Raw genomic sequence first — 17,227 nt, forward strand, 5'->3', positions numbered from 1 at the left:
TGAACGGTAATTATATGAATATAAAGAACAATAAATTTCAGTCACAACATGGCTTTTCATTAATTGAGTTAATGGTGGCTATGGTTATTGGTTTGATTGTTTTGCTTGGTCTGGTTTCTTTGTTTAACAATTCGAGTATTTTAAATAAAGCGCAATCAGGATTGGCATCACTTCAGGAAAATGGACGTTACGCCATTTCACGTATTAAAGAAGATGTTGAACAAGCGGGTCGCAAACATTGTGCCACATTGGCCATGCCGAACAGACTGTTCTCTAACTGGAATCAGGGCTATGAAATGTCAACTTGGTCTGTGGATGCCAATGTAAATCTTAATGCCAATACATCAACCAATGGTTTTCCTGCAATCAATCAAATTCAGCTGGATTTGACAGCCGATGCCGATCAATTACCTGACTCGGTGGTCACGGCAGGTTTGCCGGAATACCCCTTAGACCCGCAATATTTTATTCGTGGGCATGAGTGCGGTGCTTCAAACTGTCAACCCGGCGTGAATATTATTGGTGCCGATACCAGTGGCGTTATTCCAAGTATAGGGACCAATGCGGGTGATCGGGCCGCCAACACGGACGTGTTAACGGTGCGTTATTTGACCGGTGGTAATCGTGTAACCAATATCGTGAAAACCGGTAGTGGTAATACCATCACTTTAGAAGATTCTGAACCCATTTCAACCAATTTAGCGATGGTGGCAAATTGTAATTTTTCGCTGATAGGAAATGCCACATGGAACATTAATACCTTGAACTTTAATGTTAATCAACCCTTTAATCCTCAATTAAGACCGGATACCCGAGCGTTTAATATGGCACGTGATTTCAGGACAGTAACATATTTTGTGGGTATTGATAATGATCCCAATCGGTCGGGACGCCAATTTAGCTCGTTGTATCGGGCTGAAAATGGCGTGGCTCAGCAATTGGTTGAAGGGGTTGAGCGTTTTGATGTCTTTTATCTGGCTCAAACCCAAACCGGACATGTGGTTCGATTAACCGCCAATCAGGTGCAGTCTGTAAGTGGGGGTGGTGACTTAAATTCCGACGATGCTATGGATACCATGATTGGCTGTATTAATCCGCCTGTTATAGCTGAACCATCAGAGATTAATGGTGTTCAGCTGGCCAATGGTCCGGGGTGTTTATGGCGTTCTATTTATGCCATGGAAATTCATGTATTGATGAATACTGTTAATGACAGTTCAATGGTTCAGGATGAGGTTTTTATCTATTCTCCTGACGGAACGACTGTTCAAACACCCAGCGCCACATTACCTTCAGGTTTGGACAGAGAGCGTATGTACCGAAGAGAGTTTACTGCAACGATTCCCATCAGGAGTTACACCCTATGAATAATCAAAATTTCTCAGTTATTAAACGTCAGCAGGGTGCCGCTTTGGCAGTCGGTTTAATTTTATTGCTTATCATTACGCTGATGGGTTATGTCGGCATGAAAGGCACCATGTTGCAGGAAAAGATGGCTGCCGGGTTGCATAACCGCAGTCTGGCCATGGCCGGTGCTAATTCCGCCGTGCGTGCCGGTGAGTCTTTTTTGTATAATTTAATTGATTCAACCAATTCTGTTCAGGCACGTGGCACACCCTCTGGATCATTTTTTGATTTATATTCGCAGCTCACATCCGTAAAAGACCTTTCTGCACCGATAAATCCCATCGTTAAATTGTTTAAGGAACGAAACTGGAACAGCGCGGCCGGCACGGTACATGCCAATGATTTTACCACTTCGACCTACAACGGCGCACTTTCCCAACAACCTCAATATATTATAGAAGAGCTTCCTTACGAGTTATCGTTTGGTGGCTCTAGGAATGATAGACTTTCAGGTGGTGGTGGTGGCGGTGATGACGAGCAAAAAGTCTTTTTAGTAACGGGCAAAAGCCCCAGCGGTGACGGACGTACAATTGTTTTGGTGCAATCCATGTTTACTGCGATTATCAGCAGTTCTTCAACAAATTAATCAGAGGTTAGTATGTATAACAACAGAATATTTACATTTTTGGGTATTTTCACCGTCTGCTTGTTAGCCGGAACAACGCCGGCCAAAGCTTCTTTGTTGCAGTTGTCGCATGACCCCTTGTTTCTTAACCAAACTGTACCACCGGCGATTGCCGTAACTTTAGATGACTCTGGCAGTATGGCCTGGGGATTTATGGGTGAAAGTGGCTGGAATGATTTTGTGACCCCCACCGAAAACCGGATTTATTATAATCCGAATATTAAATACACCCCACCCATCAACGCCGACGGCAGCCAGATGCCTAATTCCAACCCTTATAACGCCTGGGTGGATGGTTATCCCAATAATATGACCGACACGGTTAATTTAACCACGAAATATGTTCCGGTGGCTGAATATGTTTATGATCGCTGGGATGATGATGTGCATATCCGCTTTAAGCGCACCGGCGTGTCCAATGTCAATCAAAATTGGATTGATGATAATTCATATAAAAATTACCACCCAAACTGGTCATCGGCCGGGACTCGGGCGTTTTACCTGACCAAAAACGGCAGTAACTATACGGTTCATTATCTTTATGGTGCTGCTGAATTGCAGAATTTTGCCAACTGGTACAGTTATTATAACAGCCGCATGAAATTGGCACGGGCTTCCATTAGCCGGTCTTTTGCCGGCTTTGGTCCCAGTTTTAAAATCGACTGGCAAAATTTACACAAAGACACCACCCTCAATAATTTAGACAAGTTTGAAAACACCCATCGGGATAATTTTTATAACTGGTTGTTTAAATCGCCGGCCAGTGGCGGTACACCCTTAAGAAATGCATTTAAACGGGCCGGTCAGTTATTTGAAAAAGGCAGTAGTTATGATTCTGCTGACTTTAACACCCGTTTGTCATGTCAACAAAATTTCCATATAGCCGTATCAGACGGGGAATGGAATGGCGGGTTTTCAAATCCTTCAAACTTTAAGCATGATAACCAGTCTTTGAGTACTTTGCCGGGCGACACCGGTACCACCGCACAACCCGGTGCCAAATACGGGGCTTATAACGGTTCAGGTGAACAGACCATTTATCCCTACAGTGGCGACAGCAACAGTTTGGCTGATGTGGCTTTTCATTACTGGGCCAATGACCTGATGCCGAGTTTGAATAATAATGTGAAGCGTTACAAAAAAGACTATAAAAATGCCTCAGGCGCGAATATTAATTTTGGTGGCAACACCGATGAATGGGCCAATGATGAGTTTGTCTGGAATCCCAGAAACAACCCCGCATACTGGCAGCATGTGGTGACTTATAATGTTGGCATGGGATTGGAGTCTTCTTTGGTACTGGATCAGATGGCCGGTGGTGCGGCTTGTGTCACCAATTCTATCAGCGACCCCAAAGAAGCGGTTTATCAAGCTTTGCGGGATGGCAGTTGTTCCTGGCCTTCGAATAAAATTGATGACGTTTGGCACAGTTCTATCAACAGCCGCGGTGATTTCTTCAGTGCCAATGACCCTGAAGAGTTAATTAAAGCCCTGAATAACGTGGTTAACGATATTTTAGAACGCTTATCACGGGGTAGTTCTTCAACCATATCATCCGGTGTAATCACCAATAACACCCTGGCATACTCACCGGGATTTGACTCATCTAAGTGGTCCGGTAATTTGATAGCACGAGAGGTTAATGGTGATGGCAGTTTTGGTACGGTTAAATGGGACGCGGCTTGCGTCTTAACCGGTGGATTGTGTGCGGCCACAGGAACCCATGTTACCAAACAAATGAGTCGAAATATTTACACCTATAACGATGCTCAAGGGTTGGTAGCCTTTAATACCGGTATGCCTGCGGCATTAAAAGCAGAAATGGCGGGTCATGCCAGTGATTTAATAGCCCAGACCGGTGTGACGGTGAATGATTTAATTGATTATGTAGCCGGCGATCAAAGCAATGAAATTGCCCAGGGTGGGGTGCTTCGAAACAGAAGCAGTATTCTGGCGGATATTGTGCACGCCAGTCCTTCGGTGGTCAGAGGACCCAATGCGGGATACGAAGATGGGGACTGGCCTACCGGCACTCCTGAACAATTGGCATCAGCCAATGGCAATGGTTACCTGGAATTCCAAATCGCCAAACAAAATAGACACAATGTTTTATATGTGGGTTCCAACAGCGGCATGTTGCATGCCTTTGATGCTGAAGATCCCACCACCACTCAGGAATACTGGTCGTATATTCCAAGCAAAGCTTTCGACAATATACACCGTTTAGCCAATCCGCAGTTTAAGCATTGGTCATATGTGGATAACACAGCAATCACTCGCGATGTCTATTTCAACAAAAAATGGCGCACCGTATTGATAGGCGGAATGCGATACGGTGGACAAGCATTTTATGCTTTAGATGTAACAGACGGACCTTCCACAACGCCAAAAGTACTTTGGGAGTTTACCGATGAAGATGATGCCGATATGGGATTTTCATACGGACAGGCCACCATAACCCGTGTGAGCAGTACCGGTGAGTGGGTGGCCTTATTACCCAATGGCTACAACAACACCCAAAATTGGACGGAAGATCCGTCCAATCCAAATGATATCCATGTTTCAGGCAGTGGTAATGCGGTGTTGTATGTTGTTCGATTGCGTGATGGTCAGTTGTTGGCTAAACTTAATACCGGCGAGGGTTCGCCAACCAATCCAAATGGTTTGGCTTCTGCTGTGGTTGTTGATTCCATATATGCGGATAAAACAGGCGCAACCGGAATTGGTCTGGATCAGGGCGGCGATTATGCCTATGCCGGTGATTTGTACGGAAACCTATGGCGTTTTGACATGACCAGCCCGAATTATTCTGACTGGTCTTCTTCAATCACACGCTTGGTCAAAGCTAACAATATTAAGCATCGGCCAATTACCACCAGACCAGAAGTGGTTGGAATTCCAAGAAGTTATCGCTCAAAGGAAAAAGATGTGATGGTGATGTTTGGTACCGGAAAATACATTGAAATACCCGATCGTTCCATTAATTTACCGGCTGATCAGTATATGGTGGGTGTCATGGATGGCGTTACTTCACTAAATCAGAATTTATCAATCACCAGCAGTGATTTTGTTGAACAGTCTTTTACCACTAACGGTGGCATACGAACACTCTCAGATTACCCTGTTGATTTAATGACTAAAAAGGGCTGGAAGGTTAAGTTGCCGGAACAGGGCGAGCGTCTGGCCAATCCGTTATCGATGTTAGCAAACCAAGTATTGATTGCTCCGACCACTGTTACGGCTGGTATAGATCCCTGTGAGGCCGGTGGGCGAAGCTGGATTTCTGCTTTTAACCCATTAACCGGCGGTACGCCAAGAGTGGGTAATATTTTCCGATTGAAAAATGGTGGTGTTGTAGAAACCGGAACCGGATTATTAATCAATGATTTAATTATTGGTGGGGTCAATGTCTTAAAAGATCGGTTGGGTCAGGCATTTATTCCTATTGAAGGCACTGCGTCGTCACCAATTGATCCCATTGTTTTAAAAGGCTACAACTGGCGTCGCCGTAACTGGACAAATTTACTAACTGATTAAGGTATAATAATGAATATGTCTATAAATAAAATAACTGCTATTTTCATGTTGACACTACTCTTGGCAACAGGTGTTTGTGCGCAAAACAAATCGCTCAGTCGGTTGGTTGAAGCTTCTTTACAAGAGGTGAATACAGCCAAGCAACAAGTTGTTTTTAACAACCAACGCTATCGTTATGAACCGGATTTGAAAAATGCCCTTTATCAAGATGAAGATGCCGGTAAACGGCTGGATATTTATGATTTGAAAGAAGGTGAAACTTATTTTTTTAATCTTTATCAGTCTAATACCGATCGCAATGACCAGTTTAAATTGATTTTTATCGCAAAAGAACCGCAGGCTGAATAATGAAACACTTTAAATATAAAGGCTTTAGCTTAATTGAACTCTTGGTGGTGATTGCTATTGTGGCTATGCTGGCAGCTTATGCTATACCCAATTACCGACAATATGTTTTAGAAAGCAGACGATCAGAAGCACAAAATCGCTTATTGGAAGTCGCCGGTATGTTTGAAAAATATTATGCCAACACCAACCGTTACCCCGGGGGGCTAACAGGGGGTGGTAACAATCTCGATTTGGATTCTGGTTATCTGACCTGGGAAAACTACCAAATAACGGCTGCCACCGGAGGCGGCTGGACCCTAACGGCTACGGCCATCGGCGGCCAGGCCCAAGATAGCGAATGTCCAACCATCAACTACAATAATTTAGGTCAGAAAACACCGCTTAACTGTTGGCAGTAAATGAGATAGTCTGCTGTGAGGGCGGTTTAATACCGCCCTTCTTTTAAGATGCGTTGTTTCTGACGGTTCCAGTCTTTTTCCTTACTGGCGGCGCGTTTGTCGTGAAGTTTCTTGCCTTGTGCCAAAATAAGTTTTAACTTCACTTTGCCTTTTTTCCAGTACAGACTTCTGGCCACCAGGGTCAGACCTTTGCGTTCGACTGCGCCAATTAAATAGTCGATTTCACTTTTATGTAGCAGCAATTTTTTAAGCCGGTTACTGTCAGGAACTATGTGGGTTGAGGCGGTATCGAGCGGGGTGATGTGACAGTTGGTTAAAAACACTTCGCCTAGTTTAATATAGACATAGCTTTCAGCTAAACTAACTTTTCCCGCGCGCAGCGCTTTGACCTCCCAGCCTTGCAGTTCCAGACCGGCTTCAAATTCCTCAATAAAATGGTATTCGTGTGAGGCTTTTTTATTGACAATGATGGTGTTATTGTTTTTCTTTGCTTTAGCCATAAATTAAATATTGTGTTCCCGGGTTCTGTTAAAATACCGCCTTAATTTTACCAAATTAGTCACGTTAAGCGACGATTTCAAGCAAAATGACTGAGATTATCAAATCTGCCATTGTACCGTATAGCGCCCATGATATGCGGCAGTTGGTCAATAATGTACCGGCTTATCCGGAGTTTTTGAAATGGTGCGAGCATGGCTATATTCTGGATTCTTTTGCATCGGGCTATGAAGCAGGTATGCTGGTTAAAATCAAAGGCATACGGGTGGATTTCAGCACTGTGAACACCTTGATTGATGATGTTGATTTTTTGGCGGTGGCCATGACATTATCCAAAGGACCATTTCGTCGCTTGCAGGGTTATTGGCGATTTATTCACTTATCCGAATTGGGCTCTAAGGTCCAACTGGAATTGTCTTACGAAATTAAATCAAAAATGATTGGCCGCATGTTTGCCAAAGGCTTTGATCAGGTGGCTTCACAACTGGTCAGTGATTTTGTTCGACGCGCCGGAGATGTGTATGCTTAATATTGAAGTGATTTATGCCACACCCGAGCAACAGAAAATGATTGAATTGGTGGTTAAACCCGGCACCACAATTGGACAAGCCATCGAGCAATCTGGTGTCATGACGCAATATCCGGAGATTGATTTGGCCAGGAATAAGGTGGGTATTTATAGCCAGGTAAAGCCTTTAGATTATGTCCTCAAGACCGGTGACCGAATCGAGATTTACCGTCCGCTGATTGCTGATCCAAAAGTCAAGCGGCGAGAAAAAGCCGAGCAGAATAAAACAAAATAGCTTGGATTTGTTTTTTTGAACCACAAAGTTAGCCAAGTATTGGCAAATGACACAAATTATTAATTATTTATATTTACCTTGTGAACATTGTGCTTACTTCATGTTAATTTTGATTAATTTTATGATAGTTATTAAGTAATCAGGCTCAGTCTTAAAGCCGCTGGATACCGGCCTGCGCCGGTATTGCGGTGCGATGCTTCGCATCAGCACCTTATCTACTCTTTTTCGTCCTCTGGGAAATAATTACCTTCGGTTCTGACCAGTTCATTGTCTTCAAAATATAAAGTCAGTTTTTTAAGTTTTTTAAACTTGCCTTTGACTTTAGAAGTGTTGATATAATCCCATCGATCCTGGTTAAAGGGGTCAGCGATGGCCGGTGTGCCTAAGATTATGGCCACTTGTTTTTTGCTCATGCCGGGCTTAATTTCGTTGATATCCTCTTGTTTGAGAATATTGCCCTGTTGAATCGGGGTTTTATAACAAGCCGATAAACTCAGTAAAACAGACAGCAGAATAATTTTGATGGAAATACTTTTCATGGGTAATTATGTCCAAATTTGTGTGCCAAATGATACAATAAATTCAATTAAATAACAGTTAAAAATTAACATGTCGAAAAATGAAATAAAAGAAGCCGGCTTAAAAGTCACTTTGCCCAGGCTGCAGATTTTAGAATTTCTCACTGCCAATAAAGGTAAGCACTATACAGCAGAAGATTTATTCACCGAAATGAAACTGGCCGATCAGGATTTAGGTCTGGCAACCATTTACCGTGTGTTAAATCAGTTTGAAACGGCCGGGCTGGTAATGAAGCACCAGTTTGAAGAAAATCAGGCGGTGTTTGAGATTGATACCGGCGAACACCATGATCATATGGTGGATATCGACAGCGGCAAAGTGGTGGAATTTTATGATGAGAATCTGGAAAAGTTACAAGAGAAAATTGCCGATGAACATGGTTATGATTTAATTGATCATAAGATGGTTCTTTATGTGAAAAAGAAAAAATGACAGTAGAATAGATATGGATATTTATAAAGAATTTTATTTAGAGTCAGCGCACTGGCTGCCGAATGTTCCTGATGGTCATAAATGTGGTCGCTTACATGGTCATTCATTTAAGGTTATCATCACAGTGTCCGGTGTGCCCGGTAATGACAGTGGTTGGATTATTGATTTTGCGGATATAAAGGCTGCATTTAAGCCAATTTTTGAACAACTGGACCACCAGTGTCTCAATCATGTCAAAGACCTTGAGAACCCAACCAGTGAGCGTTTAGCACAATGGATTTGGCGTGAGTTAAAGCCTCAGTTACCACAACTGTCACAGGTGGAAGTCTGTGAAACCTGCACCTCCGGCTGTATCTATCGGGGCGAGGATTAAAAATCAAAAAAAGCTGTTGATTTTAATTGACTATCTTTCGATAAATGATGATAATACGCAACCTCTTTGTGGGGCTATAGCTCAGCTGGGAGAGCGCAACACTGGCAGTGTTGAGGTCAGCGGTTCGATCCCGCTTAGCTCCACCAACAAAGAGATTTAAAATAATGTCCTTGCGTCCCCTTCGTCTAGTGGCCTAGGACTCCGCCCTTTCACGGCGGCAACAGGGGTTCGAGTCCCCTAGGGGACGCCATCTTTGAGTAGCCGAGACTCGAAGACTCTCAATCAAACAATCGGAAATGTTCTTGTGTCCCCTTCGTCTAGTGGCCTAGGACTCCGCCCTTTCACGGCGGCAACAGGGGTTCGAGTCCCCTAGGGGACGCCACTGAGAACAAATTTGAAGGTGAATCTCTGCGTTGCAGATGAATTCTGAGACGGTCACGGACTTGGTCGTCCGCTCCCGCCTTCATAATCCCTCTGCGCCTTGATCTCCACCTCCAAATTTGCTCTCAGCTCCAGTTTTGAATGCAGCTATAATTTCAGAAATGATCGATATGGTTTTCTGCGTTGCAGATGAATTCTGAGACGGTCACGGACTTGGTCGTCCGCTCCCGCCTTCATAATCCCTCTGCGCCTTGATCTCCACTTCCAAATTTGTTCTCAGCTCCAATTTTGAATGCAGCTATAATTTCAGAAATGAACGATATAGTTTTCTGCGTTGCAGAGTTGTTCTGAGACGCTCACATTTCAGAAGACTGATGACAGCGGTCATAAAACAGATTTTTCATATATCCTTAACAAAATAATTTTCAGGGATTGTTAAATTTGAAGCCAGTTGTATTTCGGACTATGGCAAGAAGCCACAATATTTTTTATTCTGTCTTCAGTCCTCTGTCATCTGACCTGTGTCCTTTGTGCGCTCTTTGTGTCTCTGTGGTTTTCTTTTTATTCTATTCATCACAGTTCAATAGGCTTTCCACAATGTGCATGAGGGGAGTGATTTAATTAGTTTTTGATGAGTTAGGTCTATTCTGAAAGACGCTTGATACCGGCCTGCGCCGGTATTGCGGTGTGATGCGTCGCATCACACCTTAGTTGTTTCGTTGCCAGGTGTAGTCACAGAGGAACAGTAGGGCTTGTTTGGCTTGGCTGTCTGGTAATTCTGAGAGGCATTGGGCGGCTTGTTGGGCTTTGGATTGGGCTTGTTGTTGGGTGTATTCGATGGCTTTGGAGTCTATAACTAATTGTCTTAATGCCATGAAGTCAGCGGCTGTTGGGTCACTTAATGCTTGGCTGACGGCTTGCTTTTGTAGTTTTGTGCCGTTTTTAAGCAGATAAATCAGGGGTAAGGTGAGTTTGCCTTCCTGAAAGTCGTCACCTATATTTTTGCCCAAGGCGTCGTCTTCGGCGGTGTAATCCAGGACATCGTCGGCGATTTGGAAAGCGGATCCCAGTAACATACCAAATTGTGCCATTTGTTGTCGTTGGTGAACTGAAGTGGCGGTGATAATCGCAATGAGTTCACAGGCGGCTTCGAATAATTTGGCGGTTTTGTTGGCAATAATTTGATAGTAATTGTCTTCGGTGAGTGTTTGATCGCCGATACTGAGAAGCTGTTGGACTTCGCCTTCTGAAATGGTGTTGGTGGCTTTTGACATCACTGACATGACATCCATGCTGTCGGCAGTGACCATCATTTTAAAGGATTTTGAATACAGGTAATCACCCACCAGAACGCTGGCGGCATTACCCCAGATTTCATGGGAAGTTTTCTCGCCACGTCGCCGGTCTGATTCGTCCACCACATCATCATGGAGTAAAGTGGCGGTGTGAATCATTTCCACCACCGCCGCTAAATTGATGTGTTGGTTGCCTGAATAGTCTAATGCGCGGGCCAAGAGCATCATAATCACCGGTCGCAGGCGTTTACCGCCATTATTAATGATATAGCGACCAATCTGGTTAATTAAAATGACTTCCGAATTGAGCTGTTGGGTTAAATGCTGATTTACCTGTTGCATATCAGAAGACGTGAATGCCAATACATCCTCAAGGCAGCTTATTTGTCCGGTCATTGTGGGTTTTAAATTGTCAAAGAAGCGTTATTATAATCAACCGTTGGCGTGATAAACAGATGATTTTTCCCTGATAAACCAAGAGTGGTCAAATTCCTCTTCAGCGGGTAAAATGCACCGCCATGACAACTTTATCCCCAAAGACCGAACGTCGGACAGCCATTGCGATTGCCTTTATGATTGCTTTGCGCATGTATGGGCTTTTTCTGATCTTACCGGTGTTTTCGGTGTATGCCCGGGACATCACCGGCTCAACACCGTTTCTGGTGGGTATGGCGATCGGTATTTACGGTTTAACACAGGCTTTTCTTCAAATCCCCATGGGTTTTTTATCGGATATTTGGGGACGTAAAAAAGTTATTGCGCTGGGTTTGGTTTTGTTTTTAGCAGGCTCAGTGATTGCCGCACTGGCATCAGATGTTTATACCATCATTATCGGTCGGGCGGTGCAGGGCATGGGTGCCATTGCGGCCACCGGTCTGGCTTTGATTGCCGATGTTTCACGGCCTGAGCAACGCAGTAAAATGATGGCGATTGTCGGTGTCAGCATTGGTTTGTCCTTTATGCTGGCTTTTATCACCGGTCCGATGCTGGCCAGGCTTTATGGTTTAAGTGGCTTGTTTTGGGTGACCGCAGTTTTAGCTGCATTGGCGATTTTGGTTTTGTTTGTATTTATCACCGAGCCTGAAAAACGCATTGATCGCGATTACCGATTCATCGAGGTGGTTCGCAGCCTCCGCAATAAGCAGTTGTTACTGCTGGATTTGGGGGTGTTTGCCATTCACGCTAGTATGTCGGCTTTGTTTTTGGTGTTACCGGTCATTTTGGTGAATAATTTTGATTGGCCGGTGATCAATCATTGGCATTTGTATTTACCGGTGATGGTGGCTTCGTTATTTATCATGATTCCGTTGATTTTCTGGCAGGAAAAACAAAAGAATCATATTCGGTTGATGCTGGTTTCGTTTTTATTGCTGGGGATAAATTTTTTGCTGTTACACATGGGTATGCAGCAATGGCTGGTGATTGTTGTCAGTTTAATTGTCTATTTTGGTCTGTTTAACTATTTGGAAGCTTCGATGCCGGCTTTGTTGTCTAAAGTGGCCACCGAACAATACCGAGGTGCGGCCATGGGGGCCTATTCAACCAGTCAGTTTTTGGGCGCCTTTACCGGCGGTGCTGTCGGTGGGTATCTGATGTCCTTAGCGCTCGGTGCTGTATTATGGGCCTTGTTTGGTTTATTGATTTTTATCGCACTTGTGGGTATTTTGATATTTGGTCATCAAAAATCCATCACCTGAATCAGTCTTCTTCACGGTTGAGTTTTTTGATTAAAACGGTGTTGATGGTGTTGTCTTCGCCCACTTCCAGTATGGTCAGACGATAATCCTCAATATCCAGGGTCAGATTGGCTGAGGGTAAATCTTTAATGGTTTCTGTAATCAGACCATTAATGGTTGTGGCGTCGTCGGTCGGTAAATCCCAGTGAAGTCGCCGGTTTAAAAAACGTATCGCAATACGCCCTTTCACCACATACTCGTGGTCACTTTTTTGAATGATTTGAAGACCACGGTCGCCAAACTGGGAGGTGAAACGCCCGACTATCTGCTCCAGAATATCATCCAGTGTAATCAGGCCGACTAAATCGCCATATTCATCCACCACCAGACCCATGCGCCGTTCTTTGTTTTGAAATTCACGCAACTGGCCCGATAAATGGGCTGTTTCGGGTACAAAATAAGGTTTGCGTAAGATGCCTTTTAATTTTCGTTTGGTTAAGGTGCTGTTTTTGAGCATGCTCAGGATGGTGCGAATATGTAAAATGCCAATAACATGGTCAATACTGTCCTGATACACCGGCAGTCGGGTCAGGTAGGTGCCGACAATTTTGCGCTCGATACTGTCCCAGTCATCGTTTATATTAATCGCCTGAATCTCATTGCGCGGCACCATCACATCTTCCACTTTTATGTGCTCTAAGTTCATCACATTAATCATCATTTTTTGGTGCACATCGGGATTGAGCATATCATTTTCAATCACAAGTGTTTTGAGTTCTTCACGGGACAAAGCTTTTTCAGCGATTTCTGCAGGCACGCCCAACAATCTGAGAATGCTGTTGGTAAACAGGTTAATCAGCCACACCAGGGGCCAAAAAATTTTTAACAACGGTGTCAGGATAAAAGCTGCCGGATAACCGATGCGCTCAGGATGAATGGCGGCATAGGTTTTGGGGGTGATTTCGGCAAAAATTAATATAGCCACGGTCAAAATGGCGGTGCCAAAGACAATGCCCTGTTCACCGGCCACTTTCAGTGCCAGCACCGTGGTCAGTGCAGTGGCCAGAATGTTGATAAAATTATTGCCGATGAGAATAATACCAATCAAGCGGTCGGGCTTTTGCAACAAACGGTGGGCCAACCAGGCACCTTTTTGGGTTTTGGCATCATTTTTTAATTTAAGCCGATTAAGGGCCATTAAGCCGGTTTCGGCACTGGAAAAGAAAGCCGACAACAACAGCAGACCGATTATGACGCTGACTAATTGTCCTGTTGAGAGGGTGGCGAGCATCAGAGCAGGTAATCAATCACCAAATAACTGCCGAGAAACCCAATCATTAGCAGGGCCATGGCAATCAGGTTCAATTTTATGGCTTTTTTGCCACGCCAGCCTTTGAGCATGCGGCCGGCAATCAGAACGGAAAACAGAATCCAGGCAAGGATGGAAAACACGATTTTGTGGCCCATTTGGTTGCCAAAGAAATTGTCGATAAAAATGGCACCGGATAACAGCGACAGTCCCAAAAATAACCAGCCGATTACAATCAAAATAAACAGCTTCTCTTCGTTTGTTAATAAACTGCTTAAACTCAAATCGGCACTCATAAAAGCGTTCTTTTTAAGTCGGTATATTTGAATGGCCAGATTAATCGCCACCAGAGAAGAAACAAACAAAAAGCTGTAAGCGAGTATGGATAATGTGATGTGTAAATCAATAAATAAAGCATAGGGTTTGGAAAAGTCCGGCAACGGCCAGAAATAAATCCACGCCATAACCGCAATGGCAATAGCGCTTAATAAAATACGAACGGTTTTTAACCTGAACTGACCGCCAATCACGATGATATTGGACAACCAGCTCACCACCAGACAGGCATTTTGGGCGTTAAACGTCCAGCCACTGTCATTAAGCAACAGCAAAGCTGTTAAAACCGTTTGAAACAAACTGGCAAGTATCAAGAACAATACGGAAACAGGGTATCTTTTAACCAGCAGCAAAGCGATTAAATGGGCCGCTGTGGTGGCAATAAACAGGCTTGTCATGGCGTTGGGAGACGATATTTGTTGATGGTCTCATTTATCTTTGAAGATGAAGCCATTATAATGGCATGCTCGTTATTTACCAACAGGATAATCCAATCATGTTCGACAATTTAACCGATCGGCTTTCGCAAAGCATCAAAAAAATTCGCGGTCAGGCCAATCTCACTGAAGACAACATTAAAGATATTCTGCGCGATATCCGGGTGGCCTTGTTGGAGGCAGATGTCGCTCTACCGGTGGTTAAATCATTTATTGATGACGTTAAACAACGGGCATTGGGGCGGGAAGTTTTAACCAGTGTTAAACCCGCACAAATGATGGTGAAAGTCGTTCAGGAAGAACTTGAGCGGGTATTGGGTAAAGAGACCAGCGGTATTAATTTTAACGCGCAGCCACCGGTGGTTATTTTAATGGCCGGTTTACAAGGGGCCGGTAAAACAACCACCTCAGGTAAGCTGGCCAAATACCTGACCGAACGCCAACAGAAAAAAGTCATGATGGTGTCTGCCGATGTCTATCGTCCGGCAGCGATTGAGCAATTGCAAACCGTCGGCGAACAAGTCGGTGTCAGTGTGCATCCTTCTTCGGTGATCGATAATCCGGTTACGATTGGGAAAAGTGCCGTGGATGCGGCCAAAAAAGGATTTTTTGATGTTCTGATTGTGGACACCGCCGGTCGTCTGGCGGTGGATGAATCCATGATGCAGGAAATCAAAGCCCTGCAGGACAGTTTAAATCCGACAGAAACCTTATTCGTGGTGGATGCCATGACCGGTCAGGATGCTGCCAATACGGCCAAAGCTTTTGCCGATGTGTTGGATCTGACCGGCGTGGTTCTCACCAAGGTGGATGGTGATGCCCGCGGCGGCGCCGCCCTATCAGTTAAGACCATCACCGGCAAACCGATTAAGTTTCAGGGTGTGGGTGAGAAAATGGACGCACTGGAGCCTTTTCATCCGGACCGCATTGCCTCCAGTATTCTGGGCATGGGTGATGTCTTGTCTCTGGTGGAAGAGGCCGAGCGTAAAATTGATAAGAAAAAGGCTGAAAAGTTCGCCAAAAAAGTCCAAAAGGGCAATAAATTCACCTTGGAGGATTTTCAGGAACAGCTGCTACAAATGCAAAACATGGGTGGTATGAGTTCCATGCTGGATAAATTACCCGGTATGGGACAGTTGCCAGATGCGGTTAAAGATCAGGCCAGTGATAAACACACCAACCGGATGCTGGCGGTGATTAATTCGATGACGGTTAAGGAAAAGCGTTATCCACAATTGATTAAGGGATCCCGGAAACGCCGCATTGCCAACGGTTCCGGAACATCCATTCAGGATGTGTCCAAATTGTTGAAACAATACAACCAAATGCAAAAAATGATGCGCAAGTTCAAAGGCAAAGGTATGATGAAAATGATGCAGAAACTGGGCGGCAAACTCCCCGGTGGTGGTTTGCCGTTTTAAATACCATGCGTAAACAGGGTTGGTTTTTGATGGCTTTGTTCGGGGTGAATCTCATTCTGATGGGGCTTGAGACGGTGTATGCAGCCAAACTGAAACTGTACCATTGCCAGTCGGCGGATGGCAACAGGGTGGTTCAGGATCGACCCTGTGCGGTAACAGGCACGATCAATGTTAAACCGGGTGCGCAACAACAAAGAAAAACCCGACATGCCGTGACAAAACCAACTGGTCCTAAACCACCGCGGCCAAACAACTTCACTTCCCATGCCCGTAAAGACAAACAGCCGGTCTCTTCACAAGCTTTTGTTGATTTGTTGCAAGGTCAGCCGTGGGCATCACAAATTACCCAAAACCGGCATGGCTGGCATCTGACGGCGACGCTGTCGGCTCAAAACAATCAGCAGCCGAGCCGTGTGTCTGTGGAATATTTTAAAAACCCTGGGTTGACACTCAATCAAGAGGCGTTTTCTTACGCTTTAAACCGTTATCACCGGATTCGTTTAACCTATCCTTTACTGGACAGTGAATTTAAGTCCCATCCGGCTTATAAGGTGTTTAATATCATCTACCGTCATGCCGCGCAAGCGGCCATAAGTGAGTTTTACGTCAGTAAAGCAGACGCATCCCTGTGGGTTTTCAGCCTGCAATGTAACCCGGTGGATCAGGACGCAGCGCGTGCACTGGTGGCACAATTTCAGGCCTTAATCTAAGTAGACTTTATCAAGAAGATCAACCCGTTCGGTTATCCACAAAAGCTGTGGATAAGTGTGTGTATAAAGTCCTTATTTTTAGTTAAAGTGAAGTTAAGTAAAGACGTTGTACAGATTGGTTAAAAATAGCTCATTCTATAATTTCTAAATATATCAATACATTACAAACATATATTGAACAAAATTCTAATAACGTTTCACTAAATGTTTGTTTTGTACTTTGGGTGCATGGCTTGTGCATAAGTGATCCGTAATGCAGTCAAAATGTGGCTTTAAGCCCGTCAAATATTATTCCTGCGTCTTGTCTTTGCGGTAACTGACGAAGAAGCCTTCTAAGTCTCCATTTTCCGTATACACATTCACCGCAACAAGAATATAGCCGAAGCGGGCAAAGTCCTGATGGGATTCGGTCATTTTTTCGGCAGCCCCGTTTTTACGGCTAAATCGTGATATATCGATAAAAACAGTGACCGCTTCTAAACCCGATTTGGCGGCTTTTTCTGCGTCTGAGGTTGCCGTCGCTGTCGATGAATAACTGATTATCATCAGAACCATGAGGGTCGATAAAATAAATTTGTACATAAATATACCTTGAATTAATCGCTTATTATTGTATTTAATCAGGCCGCTTGCATACAATAGTCGTTTTTTTATCATCATAA

18 protein-coding genes and 3 tRNA genes are annotated in these 17,227 nt (G+C 44.2%); 15 read left to right on the top strand and 6 right to left on the bottom strand.

The window, feature by feature from the left end:
* Positions 1–14 precede the first annotated feature (14 nt).
* From IEV16_RS04875 to IEV16_RS13385, 5 genes are read left to right on the top strand one after another with little or no spacing between them, the layout of a single operon-like run.
* Entirely contained in the window at positions 15–1,367 is a 1,353-nt protein-coding gene (locus IEV16_RS04875) for a prepilin-type N-terminal cleavage/methylation domain-containing protein (protein WP_188364559.1), read from the top strand.
* On the top strand, positions 1,364–1,993 hold the full coding sequence (locus IEV16_RS04880) for a pilus assembly PilX family protein (protein ID WP_188364560.1): 630 nt from the start codon (positions 1,364–1,366) through the stop codon (positions 1,991–1,993). The genes IEV16_RS04875 and IEV16_RS04880 overlap by 4 nt, the downstream gene beginning before the upstream one ends.
* A gap of 12 nt (positions 1,994–2,005) precedes the next feature.
* Positions 2,006–5,569: a pilus assembly protein gene (locus tag IEV16_RS04885; RefSeq protein WP_188364561.1), complete on the top strand. Its 3,564-nt coding sequence runs from the start codon at positions 2,006–2,008 to the stop codon at positions 5,567–5,569.
* A gap of 45 nt (positions 5,570–5,614) precedes the next feature.
* Positions 5,615–5,917, top strand: coding sequence for a hypothetical protein (locus IEV16_RS04890; protein WP_188364562.1), 303 nt, complete (start codon positions 5,615–5,617; stop codon positions 5,915–5,917).
* Positions 5,917–6,315, top strand: a complete 399-nt coding sequence (locus tag IEV16_RS13385; RefSeq protein ID WP_188364563.1) for a type IV pilin protein — start codon at positions 5,917–5,919, stop codon at positions 6,313–6,315. Before IEV16_RS04890 ends, IEV16_RS13385 begins: the two co-directional genes overlap by 1 nt.
* Before the next feature lie 26 nt (positions 6,316–6,341).
* Here the strand turns inward: IEV16_RS13385 and smpB are convergent, their stop codons facing one another.
* Positions 6,342–6,815, bottom strand: coding sequence for an SsrA-binding protein SmpB (gene smpB, locus IEV16_RS04900; RefSeq protein WP_188364564.1), 474 nt, complete (start codon positions 6,813–6,815; stop codon positions 6,342–6,344).
* 86 nt (positions 6,816–6,901) lie between these two features.
* Here smpB and IEV16_RS04905 point away from each other — a divergent pair, with 86 nt between their 5' ends.
* Positions 6,902–7,342: a type II toxin-antitoxin system RatA family toxin gene (locus IEV16_RS04905; RefSeq protein WP_188364565.1), complete on the top strand. Its 441-nt coding sequence runs from the start codon at positions 6,902–6,904 to the stop codon at positions 7,340–7,342.
* Entirely contained in the window at positions 7,335–7,616 is a 282-nt protein-coding gene (locus IEV16_RS04910; protein WP_188364566.1) for an RnfH family protein, read from the top strand. The genes IEV16_RS04905 and IEV16_RS04910 overlap by 8 nt, the downstream gene beginning before the upstream one ends.
* Before the next feature lie 215 nt (positions 7,617–7,831).
* Here IEV16_RS04910 and IEV16_RS04915 read toward each other — a convergent pair whose 3' ends face one another.
* Positions 7,832–8,155, bottom strand: a complete 324-nt coding sequence (locus IEV16_RS04915) for an outer membrane protein assembly factor BamE (protein ID WP_188364567.1) — start codon at positions 8,153–8,155, stop codon at positions 7,832–7,834.
* A gap of 70 nt (positions 8,156–8,225) precedes the next feature.
* Here IEV16_RS04915 and fur point away from each other — a divergent pair, with 70 nt between their 5' ends.
* The 5 genes from fur to IEV16_RS04940 all read left to right on the top strand — a co-directional run bounded on the left by fur (position 8,226) and on the right by IEV16_RS04940 (position 9,382).
* Positions 8,226–8,627: a ferric iron uptake transcriptional regulator gene (fur, locus tag IEV16_RS04920; RefSeq protein ID WP_188364568.1), complete on the top strand. Its 402-nt coding sequence runs from the start codon at positions 8,226–8,228 to the stop codon at positions 8,625–8,627.
* 13 nt (positions 8,628–8,640) lie between these two features.
* The gene (gene queD / locus IEV16_RS04925; protein WP_188364569.1) at positions 8,641–9,000 is read left to right on the top strand and encodes a 6-carboxytetrahydropterin synthase QueD; all 360 of its coding nucleotides are present in this window, start codon (positions 8,641–8,643) and stop codon (positions 8,998–9,000) included.
* 70 nt (positions 9,001–9,070) lie between these two features.
* Positions 9,071–9,146 (top strand) — tRNA-Ala (locus IEV16_RS04930).
* Between the two features lie 28 nt (positions 9,147–9,174).
* Positions 9,175–9,250 (top strand) — tRNA-Glu (locus IEV16_RS04935).
* Between the two features lie 56 nt (positions 9,251–9,306).
* Positions 9,307–9,382: transfer RNA gene (locus IEV16_RS04940), tRNA-Glu, on the top strand.
* Positions 9,383–10,088: 706 nt separating this feature from the next.
* Here IEV16_RS04940 and IEV16_RS04945 read toward each other — a convergent pair.
* A complete protein-coding gene (locus IEV16_RS04945) occupies positions 10,089–11,072 on the bottom strand; it encodes a polyprenyl synthetase family protein (protein ID WP_188364570.1) in 984 nt (327 codons plus the stop codon).
* 122 nt (positions 11,073–11,194) lie between these two features.
* On the opposite strand from IEV16_RS04945, the gene IEV16_RS04950 reads away from it, so the two are divergent.
* A complete protein-coding gene (locus IEV16_RS04950; protein WP_188364571.1) occupies positions 11,195–12,373 on the top strand; it encodes an MFS transporter in 1,179 nt (392 codons plus the stop codon).
* Between the two features lies 1 nt (position 12,374).
* Here the strand turns inward: IEV16_RS04950 and IEV16_RS04955 are convergent, their stop codons facing one another.
* Positions 12,375–13,643, bottom strand: coding sequence for an HlyC/CorC family transporter (locus IEV16_RS04955; protein ID WP_188364572.1), 1,269 nt, complete (start codon positions 13,641–13,643; stop codon positions 12,375–12,377).
* Positions 13,643–14,395, bottom strand: coding sequence for a cytochrome C assembly family protein (locus IEV16_RS04960; protein WP_188364573.1), 753 nt, complete (start codon positions 14,393–14,395; stop codon positions 13,643–13,645). Before IEV16_RS04960 ends, IEV16_RS04955 begins: the two co-directional genes overlap by 1 nt.
* Before the next feature lie 98 nt (positions 14,396–14,493).
* On the opposite strand from IEV16_RS04960, the gene ffh reads away from it, so the two are divergent.
* Together ffh and IEV16_RS04970 are read left to right on the top strand one after the other, a co-directional pair.
* On the top strand, positions 14,494–15,855 hold the full coding sequence (gene ffh / locus IEV16_RS04965) for a signal recognition particle protein (RefSeq protein ID WP_188364724.1): 1,362 nt from the start codon (positions 14,494–14,496) through the stop codon (positions 15,853–15,855).
* Positions 15,856–15,860: 5 nt separating this feature from the next.
* On the top strand, positions 15,861–16,565 hold the full coding sequence (locus IEV16_RS04970; RefSeq protein WP_188364574.1) for a hypothetical protein: 705 nt from the start codon (positions 15,861–15,863) through the stop codon (positions 16,563–16,565).
* A gap of 288 nt (positions 16,566–16,853) precedes the next feature.
* On the opposite strand, the gene IEV16_RS04975 is transcribed toward IEV16_RS04970, so the two are convergent.
* On the bottom strand, positions 16,854–17,225 hold the full coding sequence (locus IEV16_RS04975) for a hypothetical protein (protein ID WP_188364575.1): 372 nt from the start codon (positions 17,223–17,225) through the stop codon (positions 16,854–16,856).
* Positions 17,226–17,227 lie beyond the last annotated feature (2 nt).

Origin of the sequence: Marinicella pacifica (genome assembly GCF_014636635.1) — a bacterium.
GTDB lineage: Bacteria > Pseudomonadota > Gammaproteobacteria > Xanthomonadales > Marinicellaceae > Marinicella > Marinicella pacifica.

Excerpts from the sequence above, each read along its gene's own strand:
- IEV16_RS04915 (WP_188364567.1), bottom strand. The coding sequence starts at position 8,155 with ATGAAAAGTATTTCCATCAAAATTATTCTGCTGTCTGTTTTACTGAGT.
- IEV16_RS04880 (WP_188364560.1), top strand. The coding sequence starts at position 1,364 with ATGAATAATCAAAATTTCTCAGTTATTAAACGTCAGCAGGGTGCCGCT.
- fur (WP_188364568.1), top strand. The coding sequence starts at position 8,226 with ATGTCGAAAAATGAAATAAAAGAAGCCGGCTTAAAAGTCACTTTGCCC.
- IEV16_RS04970 (WP_188364574.1), top strand. The coding sequence starts at position 15,861 with ATGCGTAAACAGGGTTGGTTTTTGATGGCTTTGTTCGGGGTGAATCTC.
- IEV16_RS04960 (WP_188364573.1), bottom strand. The coding sequence starts at position 14,395 with ATGACAAGCCTGTTTATTGCCACCACAGCGGCCCATTTAATCGCTTTG.
- IEV16_RS04950 (WP_188364571.1), top strand. The coding sequence starts at position 11,195 with ATGACAACTTTATCCCCAAAGACCGAACGTCGGACAGCCATTGCGATT.
- IEV16_RS04890 (WP_188364562.1), top strand. The coding sequence starts at position 5,615 with ATGTTGACACTACTCTTGGCAACAGGTGTTTGTGCGCAAAACAAATCG.
- IEV16_RS13385 (WP_188364563.1), top strand. The coding sequence starts at position 5,917 with ATGAAACACTTTAAATATAAAGGCTTTAGCTTAATTGAACTCTTGGTG.
- queD (WP_188364569.1), top strand. The coding sequence starts at position 8,641 with ATGGATATTTATAAAGAATTTTATTTAGAGTCAGCGCACTGGCTGCCG.
- ffh (WP_188364724.1), top strand. The coding sequence starts at position 14,494 with ATGTTCGACAATTTAACCGATCGGCTTTCGCAAAGCATCAAAAAAATT.
- IEV16_RS04975 (WP_188364575.1), bottom strand. The coding sequence starts at position 17,225 with ATGATGATAAAAAAACGACTATTGTATGCAAGCGGCCTGATTAAATAC.
- IEV16_RS04910 (WP_188364566.1), top strand. The coding sequence starts at position 7,335 with ATGCTTAATATTGAAGTGATTTATGCCACACCCGAGCAACAGAAAATG.
- IEV16_RS04945 (WP_188364570.1), bottom strand. The coding sequence starts at position 11,072 with ATGACCGGACAAATAAGCTGCCTTGAGGATGTATTGGCATTCACGTCT.
- IEV16_RS04875 (WP_188364559.1), top strand. The coding sequence starts at position 15 with ATGAATATAAAGAACAATAAATTTCAGTCACAACATGGCTTTTCATTA.
- IEV16_RS04885 (WP_188364561.1), top strand. The coding sequence starts at position 2,006 with ATGTATAACAACAGAATATTTACATTTTTGGGTATTTTCACCGTCTGC.
- smpB (WP_188364564.1), bottom strand. The coding sequence starts at position 6,815 with ATGGCTAAAGCAAAGAAAAACAATAACACCATCATTGTCAATAAAAAA.
- IEV16_RS04905 (WP_188364565.1), top strand. The coding sequence starts at position 6,902 with ATGACTGAGATTATCAAATCTGCCATTGTACCGTATAGCGCCCATGAT.
- IEV16_RS04955 (WP_188364572.1), bottom strand. The coding sequence starts at position 13,643 with ATGCTCGCCACCCTCTCAACAGGACAATTAGTCAGCGTCATAATCGGT.